Below are 24,747 nucleotides of genomic sequence, written 5' to 3'. Positions count from 1 at the left end.
TTGGATTTCCTACAGTACAAATCACCTAACCAGCTTCATCCAATGAAAATGCGTGGATTATCCTGCATGCAATCCAATGTAGTTCAAGTTACGCAGCGTAAAAGGCGCATTTTGCTGCATGAATTCCAGCCCTAAACAAAGAACAGCTTGGCAGGATAACCCCTGCCAAGCTGTTTTTCATCTCAACTCTTCGCCTCGTCCCATCTCAACTCTTCCTCTTCGCCCCGGCATACAACAAATACGAATACAGATACGGAATAACCACGCTCACCACAATCCCTACACCCAGCACCGCAACAAGCCATTTAGCAGGCAGCAAGCATGCTCCCAGAAGCATCAGAACCCCCGCAATAAACCATAATCTTGCCCCTATCCGGTGCGTCCTGCGCCAATTGTTCTCATCGGAGATCGCCCAGGGCGTCTTGATCCCGACGAAAAAGTTGCTGCGCACCTGTCCCATCCGGTTGCCGATGATCATCCACATCACGCCTAGCCCGCCAATGACGATATTTACAAAAGGCAGATCATAATCGAGGTTTTGCAGGATCATCAGCACAAAAGCACCATGAATAAACAGGCTGACCGTCCACCGTATCAGCATGTAATAACCGCTGAACCGGGCATAGTTCTCGCGGCGCGGATCGACATTTCGAATCACCGAGAGAAAAACGGGCAGCGCGATGCCGATCCCCGCATATACGAGCCACATGCTGGATTTGGCCATCGTTCCGTCCTGCTCCCCGCGAATATTGTAGTGGCTGCCAACGACATCCGGAAGCTGATGATTGAACAGGAGAAATATAACTCCAAAGATAACAGCGTTAACAACGAGCAAGATCCAGTCCTGCTTGGTCCACCGTACCGTCTGATTAGTTGTTTGGTCCATCTTCATTTCAATCCCCTTTCGTCCCGAGTATCCCGAGGAACCAGCCCATTGCTTCCTGTACGACGGTCATGTTCAGCGAGTATACCCGGTTCTGACCCTGCCGTTCCTCCGTAACCAGCTTAGCTTGCTTAAGCAGATTCAAGTGATGGGAAATGCTCGGCTTTGATATATTAAAATGGTCGGCGATTTGTCCGGCGGACAGATCCTGTTCCTTCAACAATTGAAGGATCTGTCGTCTTGTCGGATCGGACAACGCCTTGAAAGCGTCGTTCAAGTTGGTTCACTCCTCTCTCCAAGAACTATTTCGATATTTAGATAATATTCTAAATATCGAATAAAAGCAAGCAATCATTCACCCTTTTTTGTTCGCATCACAAAAAACAACATGCCGCATTCATGCGGCATGTTGTCGAGATAAGCGGGACTGCCTATTCGCCTGCTATTACATAAGGAACGCTATCCTGCCACCCAATCTCCGCCTTGGACAAATACCAGGTCTTGCCGTGATCATTGTTTCCTTCCCAACCTTGGTCCAATGCTCCAGATCGCTGCTTTCCGCAATGCCGATCCCCCAGCGGCCGTCCGTGAACGGCCCTCTGGAATAATACATCCAATACTTCCCTTTATACCGGACAACGGCAGGGTCTTTCGCATAAGGAACGCCGGCAGTCGTATCTGCGAATCTCAATCGTATCCCTCTTAATTCTGAATGAATTTCCACATGTCTTTCGCGAGGAAAGCCGTATCTTTGTTATCATCGTACCATTTCAGATAGAACTCTTCGAGCTTCTCGCCTCCTGATTTTTGCCACAAGTCAGCAGGACTACAAAAACGAAAAGACTGCCCCATGCGGGACAATCTTTTCGTTCCCATTAGTACCCGTACACGTCAAAGCTCCAAAGCGAGTAACCCCACTGCGTGCCGCGTTCCGTGCCCAGCATGCGTACATAACGGCCGTTGCCGCTCACATTCTGGTCTAGCTCCGCGCCAGTGCCGGCTGTTGTGCTGTACAGGTCCGTCCAGCTGTTGCCGTCCGCCGAGACTTGCAGCTTGAACGATTTGGCATAAGCGGTTTCCCATTTCAGCTTGATGTTGGTCACGGTACGGTTTTGCCCAAGATCCACCGTGATCCACTGCGGATCGGCGCCTGCCACCGAACCCCAGCGCGTACCCGGATCACCATCCACAGCGGATGCCGGAACGAACGGATCTTGGTAAGTGGAAGCCGTTGCTGTCTTGCCTATGGACAACAACGTTGCGTTTGAAGCGGTTGCGGCATGGCCGTATACTTCTGCTTCATAAAGCGAATAGCCGTAGATCGTGCCGCGTTCGGTCATGTTAATCCGGACATAACGTCCCGTTCCCGTCACGGTAAAGTCATCCGTGCCGCCGTCACCGGTTGTTGTTGTATAGATGTCGGACCAGCTGTTTCCGTCGGCCGAGACTTGGATTTTATACGATTTGCCGTACGCCGTCTCCCAGTTCAGCTTGATGCGGCTAAGCTGCTGCGAGGAGCCAAGATTAATCGTAAGGGTTTGCGGATCGGCATTGGCAGCCGAAGCCCACCGGGTCTGCGAGTTGCCGTCCACCGCATTGGCACCGGCAAAAGGCGCCTCGGTCGACGATACCGTTACGGTTTTATTAAGCGCTACGTTTGTATCGTTTCCATTGTTCCCGCTATTGCCATTGTCTCCGCCGCTGCCGATGGGCGCCCAGTTATCGCCGGCATTGGAGTTCGCCATCGGATTAACCGTAACGAGCGACCTCGCGGCTACTACCGCCGTACCTGTGGTTCCGGCAGCGTTCTTGAAGGTTACCGTTACGGGATTTGATGTCGGATTCCAGACTTGAGCGGAGTAGGCGCTGCCTTTCTTATATACCGTGGCGCTTGTCCAGCCAGTTGCCCAGACATCCTTTGTGCGCGTGCCAAGAGTCTGCATGTTATGAATGAACCAATACGTATTGAAGATCTCGTTCTTCTGCATGCTTGCCGCGCTCCATTTGTTAATGACCGCCTGCGGATCGCTTAACGCCTGGATAGGCCACACGATATGATACCAGTCTGTCTCCTGACCGCCGTTATCGGCTACAAAGCCGCTGTACAGACCTGCCGCTTTGCCCGGCGCTAGGCTGTAGCTGGTTAAATATTCGGCCGTCGGAAGCCAGTGAATACCGTATACATATACCGGATCTCCGTTAAAGAAGGTGCCGAAGAAATTGGATGCCCCATAGACTTGTCCAACCGTTTTGTGCGCATATTGCGGAATCCAGTTGTCGCCGTCATAGTTGAACCAGTATTGCATCACCGCGTTAAGCTCGGTCGTAAATCCATAGATCGCCGCATTGCGGAAGGCCGTGTCGCCATTCGTCAGCGCCCATATGAATTGTCCAACCCAGCCAAAGAGCGATTCGCCCGCTGCTTCCTGGTTGTTGCCGTTATCATTATCCGCATAGCCGCCCGCCCATGAATGGCCTTCATAAGGGTCAAAGCTGCGGAAGAACGGGAACATCGAATCCGTGCGCGAAGGGTTCGCATAATCGCGGACAAGATGATCGATCATCGGACCGTATTGCGTCTTGAAATCATTATCGAACGTTGCGAGAACTGCGGAAGCAAACACGTAGTACCCATACGTGAAGTGATGGTCCGTAATGCCGTTGTTCGCGCCGAACTCGCTTGATTTGTAATAAGTCGTACCCCAATCGGAGTTGTAGTACAAGAAGTAATCCGGCTCGCCGTTTGTGTACGTATACCAGTCCGTCAGAATGGATTTGATCCGCGACAGGAACTTATCCCGGTAAGCCGTCTCGCCAAGCTCATTGGCCGCAAGAGCGCCCATCGCAAGCGGATGAAGCTTCTTGCCTTGCCAGTAAGCATCGGCGGCCATCAAGTTGCTGGTCGTTTCTTCATCCAGCGCTTTCAGGTAAGATACCATCAGCGATCTGTCATAAGCGGAATCCGTCGGCTCGGTGAATTGCGGCACGATGCCGTAGAACCGGTCAACGGTTGTAAAGGCGTTGCCTTCGCGCACCTTCAATGTACCGCGGACCGATGGATAAGTAAGCGCCGTAAGCGGCGTCGACGACACCTTCCATTGATGAGGAAGCAGCGTGGTCAGCGCCTGGTTCGAGAAGCCCGTGCGCTTCAGCGCCGTCGTCAACGCGTAATCGGTTGTCACTTGCGAAGTGGATTCGCTATAGCCGTAATTCACCTTTGTATCCGTTACGAAGGCATAGGCATGCTGGTAATAGTAGTTCAGGTTCGAAGCAGCCGGCAGAGCGCCAACCGACAGGTAATTGCCGCCGCTGCCGAGCTGGATTTTCACCTTGGCCCCAACCTTCTTGAAGACCGTTCCCGCAGGAGCGAAAATCCCGTAGTAACGCGTATGCGATGTGCCGCTGCCATCCGTGTTCACCAGCTTCACGCCGATGTGGTCGGTTGTCAGCGTTGCGCCTTCCGTCGTCAGGACGGAGTTGCCGTTGTCATCAAACAGCTGCGTAATCAGCGAGGAATAGATCTCAACCGAATTGGGATCAGCAAAGGTATTGTAGACGTAAGGCGAGCCTTTGACGAAGGTGGATTTCATTTTGTCCGTTGCATCGTCGCTTACTACCGCATCTACCGACCAGTCGCCATACCCGGTTACGCGGGTTTGCAGCTTGGATGTATTGATGCTGCTTGACATCACGTACAGATCCGGATTGCCGTCGGCATTCACCGCCCTGCCGTCCGATGACAGCCAGCCCGCTCCCGGATTCAGAATGCCAAGGCCTTGCTGGAAGTACTTCGCTTTCAGCGGCAAAGTCACCAGATAGTCGCCGTACGGCTTGATCAGAATCGACTGCCACCAGTCATTCGAAGGAATCGGAGCCGAGATGTTCGAAGACTTGTTGGCCGGATATTTCGGCTGAGGCATATGAATATCGTTCGTCAGATAGCTGCCGGAGCCCGATTGCACCGCTGCAGGAGTTGGCAGTGCAGGAATCGTATAAACCGGCTGCGGCTGGCCCGCGGTATAATCATAAACCTCAAGCTCAAGGAGCGAATAACCAAAGCTTGTTGCTCGTCCAATGCCGTTCATCCGAACGTAGCGGCCGTTTGTATAAAGCGGGATTTCGTGCTTTCCTCCCGCCCAGTGAAGCTCGCGATAGACGGTTGTCCATTGCGTGCCGTTATTCGATACTTGAACATCGTAAGCCCGCCCCGCTGCTGCCTCCCAATTCAGGACGACGCGGCCGATCTGATGGGCTGCCCCAAGATCCACATAAATCCATTCATTGTCGGTGGCATTCGACGACCAGCGTGTTGCCGCGCTTCCGTCTACCGCGTTAGTAGCAGCCGTCGAGCCCGGAGGCAAATAAGCAGAATTTTCAGTCGACGATACGGTCACCGGTTTGTTCAGCGCAACGTTTGGACCGTAATCAACCGGAGGTGCCGTTGAGCCGCCCGTGCCGTATACTTCGAATTCCAGAATGGAATAACCGTAAGCGGAAAGGGCACGCTGCGTGCCGTACACTCTGACATAGCGGCCGCTGCCCGCGAGAGTCAGATCATCCACGCCGCCGTCCGCGGTTGTTGTGGAATAGACATCGTTCCAGGTAGATTCATCGCTTGATACCTGGATTTTATATGCCTTTGCATAGGCGCCTTCCCAGTTGATCTTCACGCGGTCAATCGCGGCATTGGCGCCTAGATCGACATACAGCCATTGCGGGTCTGCGCCCCATTGGCTTCCCCAGCGCGTGCCGGTTGAACCGTCCACCGCAAGATTCGCCGCATTTCCGCCTTCTACGGAAGAAGCGTATGCCGTTTTATTTTGCGATAAGAGATAAGAGCCCGCGGCATTCGCCTCACGGATAAACAAGGACGATACGAGCGAGACCAGCATAACCGTACATAGCGTCAATACAAGGAGCTTTCTCGTCGCCCGCTCCCGAACCATCATATACATTCGTCTATTTCCTCCCTAATCTGCCTCATTGTCCATGGCTATTCTTGGTTGAAGCCAATCGCATGATTTGCCTCCCTACAACCCTCCTTCCTCAATCAACGACTGCTGGCAACGCTTTCATCGCCATGCACGGATTAGTATACTGCCGCAAGATATAGGAAGAACATGCCAATATTTAGCGTTTTATGCCAAGATATCTTGTGCTTGTCCGTTCCCGAATGGAACTTAAGCGCCCTCAGCACGCCCGGATATCGGGCATTACGCAGCTTTCGCACGTTGTTAAGATCCCTCAGGGACCTTAACTCCCTCTACGCGGGCAAAAACAAAGCACTTAAGGTCACCTATGGACCTTAAGTGCTCCACTATACATCAAGTGAGTTGCTGTTTGCTGCCTGAACCTCCGATTTGCGGTTCAGCATAATATTGCGGAAGTAGATAAAGACGCTAGGCAGCTGTCCCAGCAGAAAGACCGGATCCTTGCGGTAGATCGCATAGATGGAAAGAACGGCGCTGCCCAGAATGCTGTAGATCCAGAAGGACTGCGGAACGACGGTTTTTTTCGCTTTTTCGCTAGCCAGCCATTGGGTAATGAACCGCATCGTAAACATGATCTGCCCGATAAAACCAAAGATAATCCATCCCATGTTGCCAGCCGACACATTGCCTATAATCGAATGCCACCACATAATTAATGGCCTTTGATCTGATAGCGAATGACACGTCTGCGGAGCCAGCCGATGACGATTGCATCCATGAGCCCTACGAAGGCCCGGTTAAACACGCCATATTTGGATACGCCATGCTGTCTTTCTTGATGGGATACGGCTACCTCAACGACCTTAAACCCATTGATTTTCGCCAAGGTCGGCAGAAAACGGTGCTGCCCCTCGTATAAGTAATAGCTGTCCGCCACCTCGCGCTTCATCAGCTTCATCGGACAGCCGGTATCGTAGATATGATCGCCGGTCAGCCAGTTGCGCACGCCGTTGCCGACGCGGGAGGACACCTTCTTGACGACCGTATCTCTGCGCCGCACGCGTTTGCCGTTCACGAAATCCATGTTCGGAATATAGGGCATCAGCTTGAAAATATCCCGCGGATCGGTCTGCAGATCCGCGTCAATCAGCGCTACAAGCTCACCGTTTGAGCCCTTCAGTCCCGCGTAGATCGCCGCCGTCTGGCCGCAGTTCTTCTCGAAATGGATGACCTTCACATGAGCATCCTGCTCTACCAGCTCATCCAGCAGAAAGGCGCTTCGGTCCTTGCTGCCATCGTTCACAAGCACGATCTCATAACTCTCTACTTTATCTTTAACCGCGTTTGTGATCGACTCATGCAGCAGCTTAATATTCTCTTCTTCGTTATAAATTGGCGCAACGACCGATAATTTAACCATGTCTATTCCCCCTGTACCATGTAACAAACTTGTGTATGCCTTCGGCAAAATCGGTCTGCGGTTGGTAGCCGAACAACCGGTTCGCCTTGGATACGTCTGCATAGGTCTGCTCCACATCTCCCGGCTGATTAGGCAATGCACGAATAAGAGCTTTTGCGCCAAACTCCTGTTCCAAGCTTGCAATCAACTCTCGGAGCGTAATGGTTCGGTTCGTGCCCAAATTCACGATTTCATAGAGATGATCCGTCTGTTCCACATGCGATAATGCGCCAAGAATGCCCGCAATAATATCGCCGATATACGTGTAGTCGCGTCTTGTCGAGCCATCGCCGTACATCGTTAGTTCTTCTCCCTTGTCCAGCATCCTCGCGAATTTGTGAATTGCCAGATCCGGGCGCTGCCGCTCTCCATAGACGGTGAAAAACCGCAGCATAATCGTACCGATACGATGCAGATGGAAGTAAGTATGCCCCAGCACCTCGCAGGATTTCTTCGTCGCCGCGTATGGCGAAATACTGAAATCTACGACATCCTCCTCGGAAAAAGGAACCTTCTTATTGTTCCCGTACACGGACGAGGAAGAAGCGCAAAGCCATTTTCTGACGCCATGCTTACGCATCGCCTCCAGAATATGAAGGGTTCCCTTCACATTTACCTCCTCGTACAGAAGCGGATCCTCAATCGAAGGCCGGACTCCCGCCATCGCCGCGAGATGGATGACGGCGTCGATCTTTTCGCTTGCGAAGATGGCATTCAACTCGTCCATGCTTCGGATATCCGCAACGGCAAGCCGGTAATGATCCGATTCCACGGCGGCTTGAAGCCTGGCCAAATTGTCCGACTTATCCTCCGAATAGAGATAGGGAAATTCCGACCCCGTACTACTCAGGATATTCCTGATTTTGGTTTTATAGTCGTACACGTCATTGAAATTATCGATATTGATGACCCGATGTCCTTGTTCCAGCAGCTGTCCGCATAGATGAGAGCCGATAAAACCCGCTCCCCCGGTTACGCAATACGTCTTCATTGAGCCTCCCGCAAGGAATGCCCTTGCTCCTCGCCGTTCTTCCTCCCGGCATTTCTTGCGCCCACCCCATTAAACAGGACATCGCTTGTTTGAATGCCTTGTTGCGTACTGGTGGTAAAGGTTAACTTTCCTTTTCGAAGGCCTTCTCGCAGCAGCTCTTCGTGGCCTGGCTCATAGACTACTCCTACGTTAACCATTTGTACCACCCCATTATTTTGGCGTCAAAATAATTAGTTTACCAACTTAACTATAATCATAATAAAGAGAAATATGATATATTTCAAGTAGAACAATTAACAACTAACGGATTGGAGCAGGTATGGACAAAGACAACCAGCAGGAGATTATTCAACGTTTGAGGGAATCATTTACCCGCTTTACGAAAGCAGAATGGAGGCAGAAGTCATTTAACGGACTTAACCGGAGCGAGCTTCGCATTTTGTTTTGTATTATGGCGAATACGGATGAGGGAAAACCCAAAATCAAAGTGTCCGATATCAGCAAGAAACTGCTGGTCACCACCCCTACCGTTACGCAGCTCATCAAGAAACTGATGGCAGACGGACTTGTGGAACGTACGGTAGATCCGGATGACAGACGTTCTGTGGGAATCGAGCTGACCGCCAAAGGAGAACAGATTGCCAAGGAAGCCGATGATCAGTTCAACCTTCATCTTGGCGGTCTGATTGAGCATTTGGGCGAAGAGCAAAGCCTGATGCTAGCTGACTTGTTGTCGAAAGCGTACAACTACTATAACGAAAAAGATTAGACAAGCATACAGGATGGGTATTTAAAAAAGAGAGGGTTATCCCTCTCTTACTTACATATTATTAAGATTTTTCATAGACTATGACTTCGATTTACAATCCGATATTATTCTTCAGTCCCTTATAGCTCCCGGCATCCGGAAATCCGTTCTGCACAAGCTTCTGAAAGATCGCGGAAAACCCGTATTCCGAGAGCTGCGAGACCGGAACCTGACCTGCAGCAGATTGCTCATTCATATCACGCCTTTCCTGTTAGGTTGCTTGCCATATTCGTTCTACACGAGTCAGAGTCAGCTGATTAAAGCTAAGCTTATAAATATCAGGCATGGAGAGCCGCTTCCAGAAATCGAAGTCGTAGGCCGGGTTAAAAGCGTTCATCATTAATGCCATGATGTTGCCATGCGTGCCGATCGCCACTTTTTCGCCCAGATAGCGATGAAGCACGTTCTCAAGGGCCCGTACGCCTCTATGCTGCGCGGCAAGATTGGATTCGCCTCCCGGCCACGAAAAGGAATCCTCCTCCCATACTTTCCGGATAGCGTGGTCAAAATCCTCCAGATGCCCGTCTGCCAACAACCGTTCCCGAAAGTCATCTTCCACTTGCATGGTCAGGCTAGCTCGTGCAGCTAACGGTTCAACCGTTTGAACCGCCCGTCTGTATGGACTGGAGATAATTGCGGTAATCTGTTCTTCTACAAGAAGATCAGCGACTCTCCTGGCCGCTTCCTCGCCTTGCGGGGATAAAGGACGGTTTAATTCATCCGGCGTATAACCGGAATGCGCATGCCGCACCATATAGATCTGTGTTTCCAATACCTCGCCTCCTGCACGGTTAATGATGTGAAAGATGAACCTTATGCCACCTGCTCCTCCAGTTTTTCTTGGCAAGACGTTTCTCGTAGATCTGCATAAGCGCGGGGGATTGTTTAAAATGCGGTGTCGGACGGACAACAAAGCTTAGCAGATCCCCGACCCCGCAAGGCGCAGACAGAAGAACCCCGTTCTCTTCATCCAAGGTCAGCCCTAACGCGGTAACCGTCTCCGGGAACTTGGACATCGCATCGGTGGATGACGCATACGGCAAGATATCGTCATGATTAACAAGATGCATCCTCGCCTGGTTCTTGACGGACCAAGGAATTCCCGGCATGAGGCCGCTCAGCTTCTGCTCCAGCTCCTTCTCCAGGGCTTCGTCCGGCGCCGCAGGGTCATGATAGATGACATCCACATCCGGCAGCGAGAACCGCTCCGCATAACCATGCAGATAATCCCACACCTTTGACCTTACAAAGCCGGCACATACCCACCAATCGGGCAGATTCAATGATTTTGCCGTATGTAAAACCTCCATCATCCACTCGTCCTCCATCACTAGTCGAATGATGTCCTGTTCATTTTCAAGCTTTCGCAAGCCAGCTCCTCCTTTATGAACGAACGTAAGTTCTCTTTCATTAGGATACAAGATCTGGAAGGGAATGCAACATCAAAATGCAAACTATCGTATAATGAAAGCAAAAAAGCGAAACCCGAACTTCAGGCTTCGCTTGTATTTATGGAGGCTTCATACCTTATATGATTGTACATAAAGGCGAGACGTTATTTCTGCAGGGCGAGTCGGGACCGCTCTACCACTTGCGCAGCGGATTGCTCAAGATCGTGCGCGTCCACCCTGACGGCTCGCAAATTCTGGTGAACATCATCGTACCGGATGAAATCATACCGCATCATTCGCTTATCAGTCCCAACCCTTATTTCGGCACGGCTATCGCGCTTGTCACCTGCGAGGTGGATGTTCTTCCCGCGGCATCCTGGTATGGGGAGCTGGAGCAGCATCCCGATCGCTACCGCTCTATTGCCCTGCAGCTGCAGGACAAGCTCCGTATGATGCAGCAGCGGATCGACCAACTGACCGCAATCGCGCCGGCGGACAAGCTGCGGAAGCTTGAAGTCTGGTTTGATCATTATATCTCCCCAACAGCGTTGACCGATGTTCTGACGCAAGATGAGATCGGTCAGTTTATCGGCCTCCGACGCGAGACGATTAACCGGCTGCTGCGTGCCAAAAAGGAGAGCTGATTATCTAGCGGACGTCTACTTGGTAACTGCCGCCTTTTCCGATGCCTCGTTCAGACTGCCGGACGGTCCAAAGAATTCAAAATGAATATCTGCGGCAGGAACTCCCCATTCTAATAGCAAGCGGTTGATATGAGCCATAAACGGCGTTGGTCCGCAGAAGTAGAACACGGCATCCTTGGACGGAATAATCTCTTGCAGCCAAGGCAGATCGATGTAGCCTTCCTTATGGAAAGCTCCCGCATCCTGCGCGGTTGGCTGCGCATAACACCAATGGGCCGTTGCTTTAGGGGCTTGCTCCACTGTTTTCTCTACTTGCTGCTTCAGAGCATGGTACTCTCCATTCTGAGCCGCATGAATAAAGGTAACCTGGCGGTCCGATTTCGTATCCGCAAGCGTATTCAGCATGCTGACCATAGGCGTCAAGCCTACGCCGCCACTGATCAGAACAACTGGACGGCTATCCTTCAAATCAAGCGTGAAGTCGCCAGCCGGGGCGGATAACCAGAGCACGTCGCCTTCCTTCACTTGTTGATGCAGGTATACCGAGACAACACCGGCAGGCTTCTCTGCCGGCAAGTCCTCCCGTTTGACCGAGATCCGATAATAAGGCTTGCCCGGTGCATCCGATAAGCTGTACTGGCGGATGTGCGTGTTTTTCTCGCCGGGAATATCCATCCTCACGCTCACATATTGCCCTGGTACAAACGAAGCAATGGCTCCTCCATCCTGCGGCACCAGATAGAAGGAGGTAATAACGCTGCTCTCTTCTACCTTGCGCTCCACGCGGAATTCCCGGTAACCGGCCCAGCCTCCATGCTGCTCTTCTGCCTCCTTGTACATCTCCGCTTCAACACCGATGAACACACTTGCGATTACGCCATACGCATCCGCCCATGCATTCAAAATATCGTCGGTTACAGCGTCACCAAGCACCTCTTTGATGGCTTGCAGCAAATTTTGCCCGACAATCGGATATTGATCTGCAGTAATGCCAAGACTGCGGTGTTTATGCGCGATTTGTTTTACCGCAGGCAGAATCGTTTCAAGTTTGTCGATATATTTCGCTGCCGCCAAGACGGCATTTGCAAGCGCGGTCTGTTGTTTGCCTTGTCTTTGATTCGCATGATTAAATACATTCATAAGCTCGGGATGACTGGTAAACAATAATTGATAGAACCGTTTCGTAATGGCCGTCCCGTGAACCTCAAGCACCGGTACAGTCGATTTAATGATGCCTATCGTTTTTTCACTTAGCATGAAGCTCTCCCCGCTTTCTTCAACTTGTTAACTTGTTATGACCCAAGTATACGGAAGAATGGCACTACGCCGGTGTGATTCCAATCACACCAAATCAGAACGATATGTGACTTCAATCCGGGATAGGAAGCAGCTTGAATCCTTTTTCACAATTCCCGTGAAGTCCATCCCGCACGACTACCTCGTCAACAATCTCATTATAATGAACCTTCGCTTATCCCACCTTCGATTACTAAGCTCGCTACGTGATCATGAGATACCATAGGAGCACTACAAATTACTCTCTTGAAAAATATGAACTAGGCGTTTGTGCTCAATTATTGATGAGAAGGGCATTAATTAACAATCGTCGAACAAAACTAAACTATTCTATTACTGGCTTCAAATCGATTATTTCAAATAACATAGAAAGAAGAGTGAGTAAAGTTGAGAAGAAAATGGCTTATATCCGCTATTGTTGCTCTAATCATGTTGTTTAGTCTGGCTTACGGTGCATGGGCTGCATCTGATCCGCAGCTTAGCGACAGCTTGGAGCAGGATAATCATGGGCAATCTAAGAAAATCACCCCATTGGGATTTTCGTCTAACGCAAGAGTGTCGGACACCTTTTCATTTAGGACATCTTCAACAGTAGATCCATTGAATATTACAAGCGGAAGTGTTCCGCCTTATATTTCTATCCTTGACGGAACGGATAAACTGGATTTGTCTAATGCAAAAATCAGTGCAATAAAAGGCACAGATGGAATAGCCTACGCGATAACTCATTTGCCTGCCGTTAATAACGCTAAATCTTACAGGCTGCAAATCAATCATTCTAAAATCTCTTTAAAGAAAGCTGCTTTTAAACCGGCAAATTCTTCTAATACTAATCTTATAATGCTAAATAACGCCATTCACCTATCAAGCATCGACAACGCAAACAGCTCTATTTATATGCTGCCTCAATATCATGTTGAACAATTGCTTGCTGAAATTGATTCCACGGACCATTCGATTCAACATTATTCGGTTACAGACCGTTCGGGAAACGAAAAAAGATTGTCTGATGAAATCGTGAACGATGATAGATTAACCGTAGTTGCTGAGAATGGAACATCCAAAACGTTTACAATCCAGCTATCAACTCTAAAAACAAACCTGCAGCAATATACAGCAGATCAAACTCAAGATGTAATATTAGAATACTCCATCAATAGAACCACTCCGGAAAGAAAATATTTATACGGAACGTTAACCTTTCATTTGCCGGATGGAATAACCGCTTCCCCTACTGATACGTTCGATTTAATTGGCCGCGGCTTCGTACCATTAAACAATGCTGCGATCGCTGCCGCTAAAGACTATAACCATTCGGGAAGAAACTGGGTTAGAGATATCAATTCAAATGAGGACTTACGGACAAAAGTGTCCATAACGGACGGTGGAAAAACGGTTTCCATAAAGAATACGGATTTTAGCGCATACAATGGCGTTGATGTTACGCTTGTTTTGAAAAACAAAAAAATGCCGCGTCATGGCGGAACCTTCCGTGCAACTTTCAGCGGCAAGGCTTATTCGGGAACACCTCGCGAAACGGATTACACGGAAACAGGAACGGTAAACTTCCATGTAACTGCTAATGTAACAGATTTAGTCAGAAAAGCTGCTGATGTCTCCTATACTACCCCAACAACCGTTGTGCTTGAAGCTGATTCAGTGAATAAACAAGCAAGTGTTTATGCAAGTTTAGACAAAGGTTTAACATGGGTGAAAACAGGAATAGCTTTCAAATCGCAACAAGCGATACTCTCGAACCTATTACCGGAAACAAACTATTACTTTAAGCTGGTAACATCCGACGGAAATTCAAACATGGTAAGCTATTATACAGGTAAATATGACGTAACGGATTTTGGTGCCGTTGCTGACGCAAAAGTATCGGACAGCGCTGGCGACATTATTAAATATACCGGATCGGATAATGCTGCCGCTATCAATGCGGCCATTGTTGCAGCAAGCAAAAATGGCGGCGGAACGGTTTACTTCAAAGGAGACTCCAATTTCGCTTCAAACAGCATCCATTTGAGAAGCAACGTGTATTTGTACTTTGACAAAAACGCTCAACTTATAGCTTTAGACAATATCGATGCAAGAGAAGCCACTTTAAATTATCCTTTTGCATTGGGGCAGGATGACGGTCATGGCTATTGGGAAGACGCTCTGATGTGGGGCGTTCGCGTAGAGAATATAAAAATTATCGGCAACTCCGCCAAAATTTACGGAAATATGAATTTATATACGGGTTATAGCGATCCTTATGTTCCCGGCGGCGGGACGAAGACCATTTCGTTCAAACTATCTAAAAATATCGTGATCGGCGGAACGGATGAGGATCATGTATTGACCATCGAACAAGGCGGCTGGTTTTCTGTACTGACAACCGGATGCGATAACATTCGGGTTCAGAATATCTTATTGCCTGACTCTACCTCCGGTCGTCAAAGAGACACCTTTAACTTTATGCAAAATAACGACGCATCCGCTTATAACATCACAACGTTGAAATCCAGTAATGACGTAGCAAAATTGGGAAGCGACTTTTCTTTAGGATTTATTAGACATGTTTCCAACATCGATATTGAAAAAATCGTTGCCGGCGACATCGCGGGCGGAAACGTGTTCCAATTGGGTTCGGAAACGGTTGGAGATATGGAGAATATAACCGCGAGAAATTTAACTTTAACAACAAATGCGAATAAAACCGGCGTAGCCATCTGGGTTAACGACGGTTCAAACGTAAGTAACGTAACCTTTTCCGATATACATTTGGAAAACACATCCGGCGGGATCGCTTTCGGCGTGTCTCCCCGCTTTGAAGGCGCCGGGTTAGACGAAGACGGAAGTCTTCAAACCGCAAGGCTGCCTCTTGGAGTAAGAAGACCCGGTTCGATTTCAAACGTAACGGTTGATGGGGCTGTTTTATCCAAGAACGCGGGAGGAGACGGAGCGTTCCCCATTGTGATCCAAGGATATAAACGATTTCCAAGCACCGGATCCGCAGGCCAAGTTGACGTTGGTTCGGTAGGAACGATTGTGGATGGAGAAACGTATCCCGTTCGCAATATAACGATTAAGAACCTTGATCTTACGGCGTCCTTTAATCCTGCCAAGCCTGCTTCCAAGCCCGTTTTATCAAACACGACGGAAGTTATAGCTGAAGCGAAAAACGGAGGTAACTATCGAACCTCGTCCTATTCAAATGCAAGTTCATTCCCTGCCTATGGAATACTCATGAAATATGTAGATCATGTCACGATTCAAGACAGTTCAATAAAATATGAAGACACATTAAGAAATGACCGGTTTGCGATTGTTGTTGATAATGGAACTGACGTTAATTTAAGCAACCTAAATATTTTACAAGGCGGGTTAATCGGCAGTGCCGTACAAGTTAGAGGTACTTCAAGTTATCACTTTAGCCATATAGGTATTAAAACGTTCAATAAAAAGTATAGAACTCAAACGGCGACGGTGTATCCTGACGCAAATGGCAGTACCAAGTTCGATAGCTCCGTACAGGCAAATTTATCGCAGTCCTACGTTTTCCCGAACATTGTCTCTGACACAGCTGTAGATATGGCCTATACAAGCACGCATATTAACTCCATTTCAGGAAGTGCAATTGACATTAAAGCCGAAACTACGGTTGGAAATGTTCTAGACGAGTTAATATCCCTAAATGGTGTCCAAACGATTTCCGTTGTAGATGCTAGTGGTAACGCTGTTGCTTCAACCGAAGTTATTACAACAGATCATCGTCTTAAAGTGATTTCAGCCGATGGAACTAAAACGATCGTCTTACCGTTTTCGATCGATGGCGCCGTTGCTTCTGGCACGGATGCAGCTCGTGTTTCACATGAAGCCGCTTAAACGCAATGAACTCAGAATATCTTGCGGAGCACGGCAGGCATACGTATTCGTATGCCTGCTGTGCTCTTTTTGCTTTGACCCTGAGGATGAAATAACATATAAATATAACCGTTTCTTCTCTTAAGCAGTCAAACCCTCTTTGCTATAATCGGTATAGAATATTACGATGCAAGGAGTAAACCATAATCTATGAATATTGCCGCACCCGTAACTGCCTCGCAGTTAATGGATGTTTTGCTTAACGTCTCCGTTATCCGTCCCGTCTTCATATGGGGCGCACCCGGTATCGGAAAATCCTCCCTTGTCGAGAAATTCGCAAGGCAAGTTGGTCTTCCATGCGTATCCCTCCTCGGTTCCCAGCTTGCCCCTGAAGATATTATCGGCGTTCCTCAAATTAAAGACGGCAAAAGCCAGTTCTGCCCGCCGGCCATGATTGCCCGTGATGAGCCCTACTGCCTGTTTCTCGATGAGCTTAACGCCTGCTCGCAGGAAGTGCAAAAAGCCTTTTACAGTTTGATCCACGAGCGGCGCATTGGAGACTACTATCTGCCTGAGGGCTCCATTGTAATAGGTGCCGGCAACCGCGCGCAGGACAGCGCAATCGTCAAGCCGATGAGCTCCGCCCTCATTAACCGCATGTTTCATGTTCAGTTAAACGTGTCCTTCAAAGACTGGATCAACTGGGCTTACGAAGCTTCTATTCATCCGACCGTCATTGAATACTTGGAGACCAGACCCGATCATCTATGGAGCGCTCCTCCAAAAAGCGAAGAGACCTTCTCGACACCTCGTTCCTGGCATATGCTCTCGGATGCGCTTCATGAGTTCGGGGAGGCGGTCACGACGGATATCGTCGGCATTCTGGCTAACGGTGCTCTCACTCCCGCGCATGCGGTCCAGTTCAAAGCCTTCTATAAGAACTTGAGCAGCAAATATCAGCTTAATCAGATCATGGAAGGCAAAGTTGGTTTCCCGGATGCCCCGGAGGATCGTGACGTCCTCTATTTCCTTGCGCAGGCTTTCCGTTCTCAGATTGTGAAAGAGCTGCCCTCTAATAAAGAGCACATCCGCGAGTCCCATCGTCAGTTTGCCCATACGGCTAAAAAGCTCATTAAAGATCTGAGTCAGATTTCTTTCGAGATCGCCCAAATGGTTGTCGCGAGGCATGATCAGCAAGCTAACATTCCGGATTGGCTGATGGTGGAGATCGTGCGGGATCTGCCTAGACTTGCCATGAAAGACCGGTGATCCGCTATGGCGCGCAAACCTAAAACGATAGATCCCGCAACTAAAAATGCAAATGATGCGATTCAATTTATCTCCGATCATCCCATATTTTCGCCGCTGGTCTCACGGGTCCGAATGATGCGCCAGGAAAGCGCCCCTTATCCGGAGACGGGCTGGGCAACGGTAACGATTGGCGGAATCCTGTATCTTCATCCCAAGAGACGCGGCGAAACAGCCGAGTGGATCTATGTGCTCGCTCATTGCCTTCTTCATCTTGGCCTAGGTCATTTCAAGGTAAAAAAGGAAAGGCCTATTCTTTGGAACGCCGCTTGCGATGTCTATATTGCCCGCTTTCTCCAAGATCTAAGGATTGGGACCGTACCCGCCGATATGGAAACACGAGTTGAAATTCCGTTCAGGGATGAGGAGCAGCTTTACTCCTATTTTCTTGAGCGGGGACTACCTCACGCATTAAATTACGTTGGCACGGCAGGACCTTCTGCCTGCGATATGAATTACGACCATAAGGTTACTTCCTATTACTACGACCGGGAGCCGGATTGGGAAAGCTACCTGGCAAAGGGTCTTGCGAACGCTGTAACCAAAGCGGTTAGTGTCGCCGGCGGCCATCTGGACTCGCTTACATCGAATTCGGCTTCGCTTACCGATGCGGTAAGAGCGAAGCGTTGGTTCATCGACCATTATCCGCTGCTTGGAGCGCTCGCGTCCGGCTTTAAAATGATTGAAGATGTGCAGATCTGTCAGCGTCTCGAGATCTCGATTGCTGCCATTAATGTCATTGACCGTGTCATCTACATGAATCCGGCTGCCGGGTTAACCGATGATGAAACGTTGTTTGTGATGGCGCATGAGCTCCTGCATGCCGGCCTTCAGCATCATGAACGCTGCCAAGGGCGCGACCATTATCTGTGGAATATAGCTTGCGATTATGTCATCAATCTGTGGCTGGTGGAGATGAAGATCGGCGAATACCCTCGCATGGGATTAATGCTTGATCCGGAGCTAAAGGGACTTAGCGCGGAATCGATCTATGACAGAATGGTTGCGGATATTCGCGTCTATCGCAAGTTAGCAACTCTACGCGGGAATGGACTTGGGGATATTTTGGATGATGGGTCACCCGGCTTTCGCGATACCCGCGAGGGGCAACGCTTGGATGATTTCTGCCGCAATGCGATGCAGCAAGGACTCGTCTACCACGAAGAGCAAGGGCGCGGCTATCTTCCGACGGGACTTGTGGAGGAGATCAGAGCTTTGGGCCAGCCTCCCATCAAATGGGATGTGGAGCTTGCCCGCTGGTTTGATCATTATTTCGCTCCACTCGAGAAGAAGCGTACTTATTCCCGCATTTCCAGGCGGCAGTCCTCTACCCCGGACATTCCGAGGCCGCAATGGGTGGACGCGGGAAGCAGCGAAGACGGGCGGACTTTTGGCGTCATACTCGATACTTCAGGCTCTATGGACAAAAAGCTGCTTGCCAAATGTCTTGGTGCCATTGCAAGCTACGCCGAGGCGCGTGACGTGCCGATGGCTCGCATCATTTATTGCGATGCGGCTCCTTACGATGCCGGTTACATGTCCCCCGATCTCATCAGCGACAGAGTCCAAGTAAAGGGGCGCGGAGGCACCGTTCTGCAGCCCGCGATTGATCTGCTGGAGCATGCTGAGGACTTTCCGAAAAAAGGACCTCTCTTAATCATCACCGACGGCGATTGTGACCGGCTTCGCGTAAAGCGTGATCATGCCTACCTGCTGCCAAAAGGCAAACATTTGCCGTTTTATCCGAAGGGCCCGGTGTTCCGGATTGAGTAATAACAAGAGGGTTGAACCGCGGCGGTTCAACCCTCTTGTTTTATTACCAGCTGATCCTCTCTAATGGTCGAACCAATTTGTAATCGTCAGCTTTTTGGTAAAGCCCAAATATTTGTATTTGACCGTAACGCTATGAATCGGGCCGCGATTCGCGGCGAAACGTATACCATAATGGATTGGGGTATGGGTCTTCATCGCAACGGCCTTCCTGAACTCCGCATCGGAAAGCGCCGGATAGATGGAAGAATCATGAATTCCCATATACTCAATAGCCGGAACTGGCTCAGGCAGCACCTGTACAATCTGCCCTGAATCATAAGTGATGCCAAGCTGAACGGGACCCGGATCGGGAGGGCCGCCTATCGTTACGCTGACGAGATCAATTTTCCGAAACCCCTGATTTTGCAGATCTACAACATATTCCAAGAGCTCTCCCTCAGGAGTCGAAATGGTCGATACCCCGTCATTCACTAACGGAGCCGTATGCCGGTACCATATTCCCGCTGCTGCAGCTACCCCGACGATGGTGATTAGTACGGCATATACAATCACTCGCATTAATCGTTTAGCGCGTTTCAATTTAACCCTCCTAACCTCAGGACGAAGGCTTAGCGATAAATCCCGTCTTTATCCCTCGCACAAATCCCGCCTTCTCGTAAAATTCCATCGTCCCTTCCTTCCTCGAGCTCGTCAGAAGCATAACTTTATAGCAATGATGCTCCCATGCGATTGTCAAAGCTTCCCGTAACACGCGGGTTCCGTAACCTTTCCTGCGGAAGTCGGGATGGGTAACCACATTTTCGATTAAACCGTACGGCCTTGCTCCTCTTGTTAAATTGGGAATAAGCAGGAGAACGCAGGCCGCAGCCAAGCGGCCGTTATCTTCAACGACCAGATAATGCATGTTCGCGTCCTGCTGAATCTGCTTCCACAGCTCCTGTACGTCCGCTGCCTCAAGCTCCGGATCATCCGGATTCAAATAATGATATAAGTCCAGTAGCTCTTGAAGCTCTTCTTCCCGGATAGCTCTGACATGGCCCATTCTCAATATCCCTACTTTCGTATTCCCCGCTTTATGCGCAGAGGCGATAATCTCATTCTAAAGGAAATGTATGTAAACTCAAGACTTATACCGATGATGGGCCGGTGCTATAATGGTGGAAGGAAACGGGATAAAGGAGATCTTGACGATGAGTAAATTAGAACAGCCTATTCTCTTCTTCGCGAACCCGCCGGCTTTCGAGGAATGGCTTGCCAAGCAATATGATCTGTCGACCGGCATCTGGATGCAGCTTGCCAAAAAGAATGCCTCCCGCCCATCGATTACGTACCATGAAGCACTGGATATCGCATTATGCTACGGCTGGATCGACAGCCATAAAAAAGCGCATGACGAAGAAAGCTGGCTGCAGCGATTTTCGCCTAGAGGTCCCAAAAGCATCTGGTCGCAAATCAATAAAGATAAAGCCGAGGTCCTCATTGCTTCCGGTAAAATGCAGCCAAGCGGCTTCAAGGCGATTGAAACGGCCAAGCAAAACGGATTATGGGAAAAAGCTTACGAGTCGCAGTCGAACGCCACTGTTCCCGAGGATTTTGCCCATGAACTGGCACGGAGCGAGAAAGCGCAGCAGTTCTTCGAGGCCTTGGACAAGCAGAACCGATATGCCATTCTGTTCCGCATTCATAATGCGAAGAAACAGGAAACGCGGATAAAGCGTATTGCGCAATTTATAGACATGCTGGAAAAAGGCGAGAAAATATATCCAAGCAGCAAATAAGCACCCCTAAGAAAGGAATCTATCCTATGCCACTATCCGTTCAGACCGTTATAGATAAATTATGCTCTTCGGTTCCCCCAATCAGCAATACCGTGGATATTCTGATGGCCGGCCAGCCGGATACGGAAGTACGAGGAATTGCCGTTTCTTTTATGCCAACTCAGCAAGTCATCGAGAAAGCCATTGCGTTGGGAGCCAATCTTCTCATTACTCATGAGCCTCTCTCTTACAGCCATCGCCATGAAGAAAAACTGATTGAGAACGATCCGATTTATGCGCAAAAGCAAAAGTTGATCGCGGAGAGCGGTATCGCAATCTTCCGTTACCATGACTACTGCCACCGGAAGCAGCCGGATATCATTATGACGGGCCTGCTCGCTGCTTTGGAATGGGAATCCCATTTAACAGAAATGCTGCCTATTGCCGCAATTGTGGAGCTTCCGTCCTTGACGGTTACCGAGGTTGCCGCGCATGCGAAGCAAAAGCTGGGGATGCCTTTCCTCCGTATTACGGGAGATCTCTCCACTCCATGCCGCCGTGCCGGCATATTGGTTGGCTATCGGGGAGGCGCCTCCACGGCCATTCCGTTCATGCGCGAGCATGAGCTCGACCTCCTGATTGTTGGCGAAGGACCGGAATGGGAGACGCCGGAATACATTCGGGACGCTTCGTACCAAGGGCGTCCGAAAGCCCTGCTCACCCTTGGCCACGCCGAAAGCGAAGAGCCAGGCATGCGGGCTTTGAGCGAAGAGCTGAGACGGCAATATCCGGAAGTGGCGGTGGAGTTTATTCCGATCGCTCCGATCTTCCGGATCGTATAATCGAATACACAGCAGCAAAAAGGCTGCCCGCAGGCAGCCTTTAAATATTGATTATTTTATTTCAATAACAGCACCGGGCAATGCGAATGCTGGGATACACCATGGCTGACACTTCCGAGCAAGATTTCCGAGACCAGCCCAATGCCGCGGCTGCCCATAATAATCAGGTCGCAATCTCGCTCCTTGGCCGTCCGGCAAATCAAGGTGGCAGGGTCACCGTCCGCCTTCAGCAGAGTGTAAGCAACCCCCGAGGTCTTCAGTTGTCCAGCGGCTGCGGAAAGCACTTCATTCTCTTCCTTTTCCAGCATCTCTCCCACATCCACATAAACAAAAGCCTCATTCATCGCGACGCGACCGGTAATATGAATGACGGACAGCGGTATGTCCTGGCCAATAGCCTTCACCAAGCCGATGGCATGGTCAAGAGCTTTGCTTGCCTGCTGCGAACCGTCAACGGGAATAAGAATGTGTTTGTACATAATTGGTGCCTCCTTCAAATGTATTCCCTAACCTTTTGTTACCCACTTCCATGCTGTTTCAAACGTTGGATCTATATTTAGCATACTCCCCTATAACATTAACGTAAACGTAATTGTTGGAATTGTAATTCCCCCCTTTACAAGCGAACATTTATTCGCTATTCTATTCATGGTTATATTTCCATATTTTAGGGAGTGATATAATGCCTGCTCATCAAGCCGAATTTATTGAAAAAGATGAAATCAAGCTGGTTGGCTTCTCGATAACGGAAAGCCTTAATCATGTTCTGGAATCACGAATAGTAGGCAAGCTGCGCGAGACCCTGGCGGAACGGAAAGCTGATATCAAGCATCGGAAAGAAGCCGGTATCTACCTCATTCAGATCTATAACCAGGAAGGCCAATGGACGCATGACACCCCCTTTCAGCATGTAGTGGGCTTCGAGGTAAGCGCATTAGACGAAATTCCAACGGACATGACGACGTTCATTCTGCCTCCAGGCCGGTTTGTCAGAATCGTCCATCACGGCGCCGAGTCGGAGATTGGCCATACGTATGACTATATAAACAACACCTATGGCGAGAGGCCCATAGATATTGAATACTGGAATGATATTTACTCTCTTGAGCAGACCGACTCTCAGATCGACATTCTTATACCGGCTAAGTGAAATAAAAAAACCGGGATTAGACGATTACGTCCAATCCCGGCTTTCGCTGATTAACCTTCGATCAATGCTTTGTAAGCATCCATTTGTTTTTGCAGCTCGGCAAGAACTTTGTCATAGCCGGCTGTTTTCAGCTTGCTGCGGAATTCTTCAACCGCTTTGGCAGGGTCGCCTGCTTTACCGTATGCAATAGCCGGGCCCATTTCACCGGTTACTTGCGTAATCGCCGTCAGCTCAGCTTCAACTGGCGTTTTGTCGAATACGAATTGGCCGTAAGGGTAAGGTTTTTTGATTTTGTCATACTCGGCATAAAGAGTTTCTTCGAGTTGATCCCATGTTGTTACGCTTGGAATTTCGAACTTGTCAACACGGCCGCCCCAGAAGTCTGCATAGAAGCCGTCTTTAGCCTCGTCATAGCCTGCCGGCTGTTGACGCTTGCCGTCTTTAACTTCATATTGCACGCCTTCAATACCGTAGTTGAGCAGGTGGTAAATTTGCTCGTCGTTGCGGATCAGGTCGTAAGCCATCAGAGCGCGCTCAGGGTTTTTGCTGTGTGCGCCTACGGAAGTACCGCCGTGAGTGATGGACAGCTCAAGCAGGTTGTTGCCGCCTTGGCGGGCAAACGGGAACATTTGCAGCTCGGAACCGGGTTGGTCTTTGTCCATTTGAACGCGGAGACCGCCAAACGTTTGCGTATGATGCTGGTCCATGCCCGTCAGACCGGCGCGCAGGGAAGCACGAGTATCGTTTTTGTTATTCAATACATCTTCGCGCCAGAAGCCTTTGTCCGCCCATTCTTTCATCATGGTTGCGTATTTCACCATCGTATCTTCGAAGACAGGGCTGTTGATCGTATATTTCTCGTCAAACGATTTCGCCGTGAATACCGGCAGGTAACCTGTCGAAATCGGCAGTTCCAGGTTATCCGTGTAGGAAGTATCAAAGCCGCCGAATGTGCTTACCCCGGAAACAGCGTCCCAAGGAATGACATCAGGTTTGTTGTCTTTAATGTACTGAAGGTATTTGCCAATGCCTTCCCAGTCCTTGATTGGCTCTGTGATACCTGCTTCTTTGGCCCAGTCGCCGCGGTAGAAGAAGCCATGGTTAACCCATTGCGTATAATCATTTTCAGGGATAAGGACGATTTTGCCGTTGTATTTGCTTTCCGCCCAATCTTCTTCAGGGATTGAGTTAAAGGTTTGAGGCGCATATTTAGGAAGCAGGTCATCCAGGTTCATAAAGGCGCCGCGTTGCGCGTTACCCCAAGTATCGAGCCAGTCCGTACCGATTGTAATCAGGTCCGTTGATTCGCCGGATGCAAGTGTAAGGTTGTATTTGGTTTGCCAATCCGCCCATTCAACCCATTTCCATTCCAGCTCCGCATTGATTTTTTCTTTCATGATTTTGTTAACTTCAGCAAGGACCTTCTCGAATTGACCGTTTGTCGGCTTATTGCCAAGTACGAGATAGCTGATTTTAACGAACTTGGAAGTATCAACAGCCGCATCGCCGCCAGTGTTTGTCGATGCTTCTGCGTTCGTGCCTGCATTGCTTGGTTTAGCGGATTCTGCTGGTTTATTATCTTTGTTGTTATTACCGGAGCAGGCTGCCAAGCTGGAAGCCATCAAAATAGACAGCAAGATTGCAGAACTTTTCTTAAACATG

At 49.5% G+C, this 24,747-nt stretch carries 24 protein-coding genes; 8 read left to right on the top strand and 16 right to left on the bottom strand.

Going from position 1 to position 24,747, the window contains the following annotated elements; translation table 11 throughout:
- Window positions 1–205: 205 nt before the first annotated feature.
- The 8 genes from M3194_RS25215 to M3194_RS25180 all read right to left on the bottom strand — a co-directional run bounded on the left by M3194_RS25215 (window position 206) and on the right by M3194_RS25180 (window position 8,461).
- A complete protein-coding gene (locus M3194_RS25215; protein ID WP_251656860.1) occupies window positions 206–886 on the bottom strand; it encodes an SdpI family protein in 681 nt (226 codons plus the stop codon).
- 7 nt (window positions 887–893) lie between these two features.
- Window positions 894–1,160, bottom strand: a complete 267-nt coding sequence (locus M3194_RS25210) for an autorepressor SdpR family transcription factor (RefSeq protein WP_251656859.1) — start codon at window positions 1,158–1,160, stop codon at window positions 894–896.
- 168 nt (window positions 1,161–1,328) lie between these two features.
- Window positions 1,329–1,574: a hypothetical protein gene (locus M3194_RS25205; RefSeq protein WP_251656858.1), complete on the bottom strand. Its 246-nt coding sequence runs from the start codon at window positions 1,572–1,574 to the stop codon at window positions 1,329–1,331.
- Between the two features lie 184 nt (window positions 1,575–1,758).
- Complete coding sequence (locus tag M3194_RS25200) at window positions 1,759–5,838, bottom strand: discoidin domain-containing protein (protein ID WP_251656857.1); 4,080 nt, start codon at window positions 5,836–5,838, stop codon at window positions 1,759–1,761.
- A gap of 362 nt (window positions 5,839–6,200) precedes the next feature.
- Complete coding sequence (locus tag M3194_RS25195) at window positions 6,201–6,524, bottom strand: lipid-A-disaccharide synthase N-terminal domain-containing protein (RefSeq protein ID WP_251656856.1); 324 nt, start codon at window positions 6,522–6,524, stop codon at window positions 6,201–6,203.
- Between the two features lie 2 nt (window positions 6,525–6,526).
- The gene (locus tag M3194_RS25190; protein WP_251656855.1) at window positions 6,527–7,234 is read right to left on the bottom strand and encodes a glycosyltransferase family 2 protein; all 708 of its coding nucleotides are present in this window, start codon (window positions 7,232–7,234) and stop codon (window positions 6,527–6,529) included.
- Window positions 7,227–8,264, bottom strand: coding sequence for a GDP-mannose 4,6-dehydratase (locus M3194_RS25185; protein ID WP_251656854.1), 1,038 nt, complete (start codon window positions 8,262–8,264; stop codon window positions 7,227–7,229). Before M3194_RS25185 ends, M3194_RS25190 begins: the two co-directional genes overlap by 8 nt.
- Entirely contained in the window at window positions 8,261–8,461 is a 201-nt protein-coding gene (locus tag M3194_RS25180) for a hypothetical protein (protein ID WP_251656853.1), read from the bottom strand. The genes M3194_RS25185 and M3194_RS25180 overlap by 4 nt, the downstream gene beginning before the upstream one ends.
- Window positions 8,462–8,583: 122 nt before the next feature.
- On the opposite strand from M3194_RS25180, the gene M3194_RS25175 reads away from it, so the two are divergent.
- Window positions 8,584–9,033 carry a MarR family winged helix-turn-helix transcriptional regulator gene (locus M3194_RS25175; protein WP_251656852.1) on the top strand — a complete coding sequence of 150 codons (450 nt, stop codon included), beginning with the start codon at window positions 8,584–8,586 and terminating at the stop codon, window positions 9,031–9,033.
- A gap of 91 nt (window positions 9,034–9,124) precedes the next feature.
- Here the strand turns inward: M3194_RS25175 and M3194_RS25170 are convergent, their stop codons facing one another.
- The 3 genes from M3194_RS25170 to M3194_RS25160 are packed head-to-tail and all read right to left on the bottom strand — an operon-like array spanning window position 9,125 to window position 10,400.
- A complete protein-coding gene (locus M3194_RS25170) occupies window positions 9,125–9,268 on the bottom strand; it encodes a hypothetical protein (RefSeq protein WP_251656851.1) in 144 nt (47 codons plus the stop codon).
- 15 nt (window positions 9,269–9,283) lie between these two features.
- Window positions 9,284–9,844, bottom strand: coding sequence for a histidine phosphatase family protein (locus tag M3194_RS25165; RefSeq protein ID WP_251656850.1), 561 nt, complete (start codon window positions 9,842–9,844; stop codon window positions 9,284–9,286).
- 19 nt (window positions 9,845–9,863) lie between these two features.
- Complete coding sequence (locus M3194_RS25160; RefSeq protein WP_251656995.1) at window positions 9,864–10,400, bottom strand: nucleotidyltransferase family protein; 537 nt, start codon at window positions 10,398–10,400, stop codon at window positions 9,864–9,866.
- Between the two features lie 203 nt (window positions 10,401–10,603).
- On the opposite strand from M3194_RS25160, the gene M3194_RS25155 reads away from it, so the two are divergent.
- Window positions 10,604–11,107, top strand: coding sequence for a Crp/Fnr family transcriptional regulator (locus M3194_RS25155; RefSeq protein ID WP_251656849.1), 504 nt, complete (start codon window positions 10,604–10,606; stop codon window positions 11,105–11,107).
- A 15-nt stretch (window positions 11,108–11,122) separates the two neighbouring features.
- Here M3194_RS25155 and hmpA read toward each other — a convergent pair whose 3' ends face one another.
- Window positions 11,123–12,364, bottom strand: coding sequence for an NO-inducible flavohemoprotein (gene hmpA, locus M3194_RS25150; protein WP_251656848.1), 1,242 nt, complete (start codon window positions 12,362–12,364; stop codon window positions 11,123–11,125).
- Window positions 12,365–12,790: 426 nt separating this feature from the next.
- Between hmpA and M3194_RS25145 the strand changes: the two genes are divergently transcribed.
- The 3 genes from M3194_RS25145 to M3194_RS25135 all read left to right on the top strand — a co-directional run bounded on the left by M3194_RS25145 (window position 12,791) and on the right by M3194_RS25135 (window position 19,336).
- The gene (locus M3194_RS25145) at window positions 12,791–16,276 is read left to right on the top strand and encodes a hypothetical protein (RefSeq protein ID WP_251656847.1); all 3,486 of its coding nucleotides are present in this window, start codon (window positions 12,791–12,793) and stop codon (window positions 16,274–16,276) included.
- Between the two features lie 189 nt (window positions 16,277–16,465).
- Window positions 16,466–17,524 carry an AAA family ATPase gene (locus tag M3194_RS25140; protein ID WP_251656846.1) on the top strand — a complete coding sequence of 353 codons (1,059 nt, stop codon included), beginning with the start codon at window positions 16,466–16,468 and terminating at the stop codon, window positions 17,522–17,524.
- A gap of 6 nt (window positions 17,525–17,530) precedes the next feature.
- Window positions 17,531–19,336, top strand: a complete 1,806-nt coding sequence (locus tag M3194_RS25135) for a vWA domain-containing protein (protein ID WP_251656845.1) — start codon at window positions 17,531–17,533, stop codon at window positions 19,334–19,336.
- 60 nt (window positions 19,337–19,396) lie between these two features.
- On the opposite strand, the gene M3194_RS25130 is transcribed toward M3194_RS25135, so the two are convergent.
- Entirely contained in the window at window positions 19,397–19,915 is a 519-nt protein-coding gene (locus M3194_RS25130; RefSeq protein ID WP_251656844.1) for a hypothetical protein, read from the bottom strand.
- Between the two features lie 16 nt (window positions 19,916–19,931).
- Window positions 19,932–20,378: a GNAT family N-acetyltransferase gene (locus M3194_RS25125; protein ID WP_251656843.1), complete on the bottom strand. Its 447-nt coding sequence runs from the start codon at window positions 20,376–20,378 to the stop codon at window positions 19,932–19,934.
- Between the two features lie 148 nt (window positions 20,379–20,526).
- Here M3194_RS25125 and M3194_RS25120 point away from each other — a divergent pair, with 148 nt between their 5' ends.
- Together M3194_RS25120 and M3194_RS25115 are read left to right on the top strand one after the other, a co-directional pair.
- The gene (locus M3194_RS25120) at window positions 20,527–21,114 is read left to right on the top strand and encodes a YdeI/OmpD-associated family protein (protein WP_251656842.1); all 588 of its coding nucleotides are present in this window, start codon (window positions 20,527–20,529) and stop codon (window positions 21,112–21,114) included.
- A gap of 26 nt (window positions 21,115–21,140) precedes the next feature.
- Window positions 21,141–21,935 carry a Nif3-like dinuclear metal center hexameric protein gene (locus M3194_RS25115; RefSeq protein ID WP_251656841.1) on the top strand — a complete coding sequence of 265 codons (795 nt, stop codon included), beginning with the start codon at window positions 21,141–21,143 and terminating at the stop codon, window positions 21,933–21,935.
- A 56-nt stretch (window positions 21,936–21,991) separates the two neighbouring features.
- On the opposite strand, the gene M3194_RS25110 is transcribed toward M3194_RS25115, so the two are convergent.
- Window positions 21,992–22,414 carry a universal stress protein gene (locus M3194_RS25110; protein WP_251656840.1) on the bottom strand — a complete coding sequence of 141 codons (423 nt, stop codon included), beginning with the start codon at window positions 22,412–22,414 and terminating at the stop codon, window positions 21,992–21,994.
- A gap of 203 nt (window positions 22,415–22,617) precedes the next feature.
- On the opposite strand from M3194_RS25110, the gene M3194_RS25105 reads away from it, so the two are divergent.
- Complete coding sequence (locus M3194_RS25105) at window positions 22,618–23,085, top strand: GyrI-like domain-containing protein (protein WP_251656839.1); 468 nt, start codon at window positions 22,618–22,620, stop codon at window positions 23,083–23,085.
- 50 nt (window positions 23,086–23,135) lie between these two features.
- Here M3194_RS25105 and M3194_RS25100 read toward each other — a convergent pair whose 3' ends face one another.
- On the bottom strand, window positions 23,136–24,746 hold the full coding sequence (locus M3194_RS25100; RefSeq protein ID WP_251656838.1) for a DUF3502 domain-containing protein: 1,611 nt from the start codon (window positions 24,744–24,746) through the stop codon (window positions 23,136–23,138).
- Window position 24,747: the final 1 nt, after the last annotated feature.

Origin of the sequence: Paenibacillus glycanilyticus (assembly GCF_023715145.1) — a bacterium.
Taxonomy (GTDB): Bacteria; Bacillota; Bacilli; order Paenibacillales; family Paenibacillaceae; genus Pristimantibacillus; species Pristimantibacillus glycanilyticus_A.
This window is presented reverse-complemented; position numbering and strand designations above follow the sequence as displayed.

What these genes read in the sequence shown, in the direction of transcription:
- M3194_RS25160 (WP_251656995.1), bottom strand. Translation starts at nt 10,400, where the DNA reads ATGGAGGACGAGTGGATGATGGAGGTTTTACATACGGCAAAATCATTG.
- M3194_RS25175 (WP_251656852.1), top strand. Translation starts at nt 8,584, where the DNA reads ATGGACAAAGACAACCAGCAGGAGATTATTCAACGTTTGAGGGAATCA.
- M3194_RS25140 (WP_251656846.1), top strand. Translation starts at nt 16,466, where the DNA reads ATGAATATTGCCGCACCCGTAACTGCCTCGCAGTTAATGGATGTTTTG.
- M3194_RS25100 (WP_251656838.1), bottom strand. Translation starts at nt 24,746, where the DNA reads ATGTTTAAGAAAAGTTCTGCAATCTTGCTGTCTATTTTGATGGCTTCC.
- M3194_RS25120 (WP_251656842.1), top strand. Translation starts at nt 20,527, where the DNA reads ATGAGTAAATTAGAACAGCCTATTCTCTTCTTCGCGAACCCGCCGGCT.
- M3194_RS25190 (WP_251656855.1), bottom strand. Translation starts at nt 7,234, where the DNA reads ATGGTTAAATTATCGGTCGTTGCGCCAATTTATAACGAAGAAGAGAAT.
- M3194_RS25200 (WP_251656857.1), bottom strand. Translation starts at nt 5,838, where the DNA reads ATGTATATGATGGTTCGGGAGCGGGCGACGAGAAAGCTCCTTGTATTG.
- M3194_RS25115 (WP_251656841.1), top strand. Translation starts at nt 21,141, where the DNA reads ATGCCACTATCCGTTCAGACCGTTATAGATAAATTATGCTCTTCGGTT.
- M3194_RS25125 (WP_251656843.1), bottom strand. Translation starts at nt 20,378, where the DNA reads ATGGGCCATGTCAGAGCTATCCGGGAAGAAGAGCTTCAAGAGCTACTG.
- M3194_RS25155 (WP_251656849.1), top strand. Translation starts at nt 10,604, where the DNA reads ATGATTGTACATAAAGGCGAGACGTTATTTCTGCAGGGCGAGTCGGGA.
- M3194_RS25195 (WP_251656856.1), bottom strand. Translation starts at nt 6,524, where the DNA reads ATGTGGTGGCATTCGATTATAGGCAATGTGTCGGCTGGCAACATGGGA.
- M3194_RS25110 (WP_251656840.1), bottom strand. Translation starts at nt 22,414, where the DNA reads ATGTACAAACACATTCTTATTCCCGTTGACGGTTCGCAGCAGGCAAGC.
- M3194_RS25170 (WP_251656851.1), bottom strand. Translation starts at nt 9,268, where the DNA reads ATGAATGAGCAATCTGCTGCAGGTCAGGTTCCGGTCTCGCAGCTCTCG.
- M3194_RS25215 (WP_251656860.1), bottom strand. Translation starts at nt 886, where the DNA reads ATGGACCAAACAACTAATCAGACGGTACGGTGGACCAAGCAGGACTGG.
- M3194_RS25185 (WP_251656854.1), bottom strand. Translation starts at nt 8,264, where the DNA reads ATGAAGACGTATTGCGTAACCGGGGGAGCGGGTTTTATCGGCTCTCAT.
- M3194_RS25135 (WP_251656845.1), top strand. Translation starts at nt 17,531, where the DNA reads ATGGCGCGCAAACCTAAAACGATAGATCCCGCAACTAAAAATGCAAAT.
- M3194_RS25180 (WP_251656853.1), bottom strand. Translation starts at nt 8,461, where the DNA reads ATGGTTAACGTAGGAGTAGTCTATGAGCCAGGCCACGAAGAGCTGCTG.
- hmpA (WP_251656848.1), bottom strand. Translation starts at nt 12,364, where the DNA reads ATGCTAAGTGAAAAAACGATAGGCATCATTAAATCGACTGTACCGGTG.
- M3194_RS25105 (WP_251656839.1), top strand. Translation starts at nt 22,618, where the DNA reads ATGCCTGCTCATCAAGCCGAATTTATTGAAAAAGATGAAATCAAGCTG.